Below are 2,394 nucleotides of genomic sequence, written 5' to 3'. Positions count from 1 at the left end.
GGCCTGCACCATGTCGTCGACCGCGGCGCCGGCCTTCGTCGACGGCGTCTGGGGTCCGTATTTCTCGGCCATGGTGCCGGGCCTGTGGCTGAACGAGGGCGGCCAGTCGGCAGCCGGTGCTGCTATCGACCATCTGGTGCGCATGCATCCCGCGGCTGCCGAAGCGACCGCCAAGGCGCAAGCCGAGGGGCTCAGCCTCAGCGCCTGGCTGTCGTTGCAGGCGCAAAGCCGCAATGGGGCCGCGGCAACGCCGGCGCTGGTCGGCGGCATCCATGTGGTGCCGGAGTTTCTCGGCAACCGCGCACCTTTCGCCGACCCGGACGCGCGCGCGCTGATCGCCGGGCTCGATCTCGACACCAGCCTCGACAGCCTGGTCGGGCTCTATGTCGCCGGGGTCTGCGGGCTGGGCTATGGCGCGCGCCAGATCGTGCGGGCCGAGCATGACAAGGGCATTGCCGTCGACACCATCGTGGTCAGCGGCGGCGCCGGCCAAAGCCCGCTGGTGCGCCAGCTGCTTGCCGATACCACAGGCATGGTGGTGGTGGCGTCGACCTCGCCGGAACCGGTGCTGCTCGGCTCGGCTATGCTGGGCGCGGTCGCCGCCGGTGCCTACAGGGATCTGACGGGGGCGATGGCCGGCATGTCGGAACTCGGCGAGGTCTATCATCCCGACGCTACGCTGGGCGGCTGGCATGCAAAACGCTTCGCGGCGTTCGAGCTGCTGCAGCAGGCGGGCAAGGCGATCAGGGGCTGAGAAACTGTTTCGAAAGGCCAGCGACTCCTGCCCGGCTCTGTCAGGAGTGTGGCGAACACCGCTTGGCGATGATGCCGGAAGCTGGCAGCTTTGTTCCGTCGCGACGAGGTAGGCGGCAGGAGCAGGAGGCCTGATGGCAGACGACAAATCGCCAGTGCCATTCGCATCGGACAGCGTGCCATGGACGGAATGGTCCGATGTGCCGCGCTTTGCCGTGCGCTACCGGCATCTGTCGCTGGCCGCCCTAGGCGAGAATTACCATGTCGGCGTGGCGATCGAGGAACTGCCGCCGGGCAAGCAGACCTCACCGGCGCACTACCACATTTTCGAGGAAGAGCATGTCTTCATCCTCGAAGGGGCGCTGACCGCTTATGTCGGCGACGCCGCCTACGCCATGAAGGCCGGCGACTACATCTGCTTTCCGGCTGGTGCTGCGGCGGGGCATTGCCTCATCAACACCGGCGACGCGCCGTGCCGCTATGTCATCGTCGGCGAGCGCAACCCGAATGACGTGGTCGTCTACACCGCCTCCAACAAGGTGCTGGTGCGCGCGCTGGGTAGCCGTGCGCTCTTCGATCTCGCTGCAACTCGAACCTACTGGGACGGCGAGAACACCGGCCTTGCCGCCGGCGATCCGCTGCCGTCGGGTGTGATGTCCGGTATCACCAAACCCCCAGCCGTGCCGATCCCGCCTGTCGCCAGCGATGCCGTCGAATGGAAGGTCGAGGGCGAAGGCCCGCGGTTCGGCGGCCGGTCCAGGCATCTGACCTATGCGGCTTTGGGACTACCAGACTATCATGTCGGCATGCTGATCGAGGCGCCGGCCCCCGGCATGCGCCTGGCGCCCAGGCACTACCACATGCTCGAAGAGGAGCACGCGCTGATTCTGGAAGGGCAGGTGACGCTGCTGCTTGGCGAGGAGCGTCACGAGATGAAGGCCGGCGATTATGTCTGCTTTCCCGCCGGCCTGGCGGTCGGGCATTCCTTCCTCAACAGCGGTACGGAACCGTGCCGCTATCTGATGATCGGCGAGAAAAATCCCAACGAGGTCTGCGTCTATCCCGATTCCAACAAGATGGCGGTCGACGCCTTGCGCCGGCGCGACGGCATTTTCGACATGGGAGCGGTGAGGCGGTACTGGGACGGCGAGGAGACGGAATAGCGCCCGGCGGTCCCGGGTTCACAGTTCCTTCTCCGCCAGCTCCCTGAATTCGTCGGGAACCGAGCGCGCGGCCTCCAGTGCCACCGTGCCGTAGCCGACCGCCTGTTTGCCGAAGCGTTCGCGGATCTTGTCGATGGCGCGGTCGGCGTCGAAGCGTGCCAGGCCTTTTCGGGTGCCGGGCCGGCGTTTCTCGTCGGCGAGGCCGAGCGGCAGTTCGAGCTGCAGCTCGAAGCTTTCCTCAAGATGCGACACCGAGATCGCCAGCAGCGAGATCGTTCTTTCGTGGGGGTTGTCGGCGAGGACGCCGCGCACCAGATCGCCGGCGATCTCGGCCAGCATCGCGGTCGCCGAGATCGGCTGGTCAAGCGTGATCGAGCGCGTGACGGCGCTGAGATCGGCAAAGCGCACGCGTACCGTCACCGTGCGGCCGGGCCGCGCCTTGGCGCGCAGCCGGCTGGCGACACGGTCGGCCAGATGC

At 67.0% G+C, this 2,394-nt stretch carries 2 protein-coding genes and 1 pseudogene; 2 read left to right on the top strand and 1 reads right to left on the bottom strand.

What is annotated here, in order from left to right; all coding sequences use genetic code 11:
- On the top strand, positions 1-754 hold a 754-nt coding region (locus EN964_RS31920), incomplete at its 5' end, for an FGGY-family carbohydrate kinase (RefSeq protein WP_245490708.1).
- A 133-nt stretch (positions 755-887) separates the two neighbouring features.
- Entirely contained in the window at positions 888-1,916 is a 1,029-nt protein-coding gene (locus tag EN964_RS31915; protein WP_127270848.1) for a cupin domain-containing protein, read from the top strand.
- 18 nt (positions 1,917-1,934) lie between these two features.
- On the opposite strand, the pseudogene EN964_RS31910 reads toward EN964_RS31915, so the two are convergent.
- Positions 1,935-2,394 (bottom strand): annotated as a pseudogene (locus tag EN964_RS31910) (DNA polymerase IV); the annotation flags it as partial.

The sequence above is a fragment of the Mesorhizobium sp. M7A.F.Ca.CA.001.10.2.1 genome, assembly GCF_003998575.1.
In the GTDB taxonomy this organism is placed as follows: Bacteria; Pseudomonadota; Alphaproteobacteria; order Rhizobiales; family Rhizobiaceae; genus Mesorhizobium.
The sequence above is the reverse complement of the archived record's forward strand: the minus strand, read 5'-3'. Positions and strand labels throughout refer to the sequence as shown.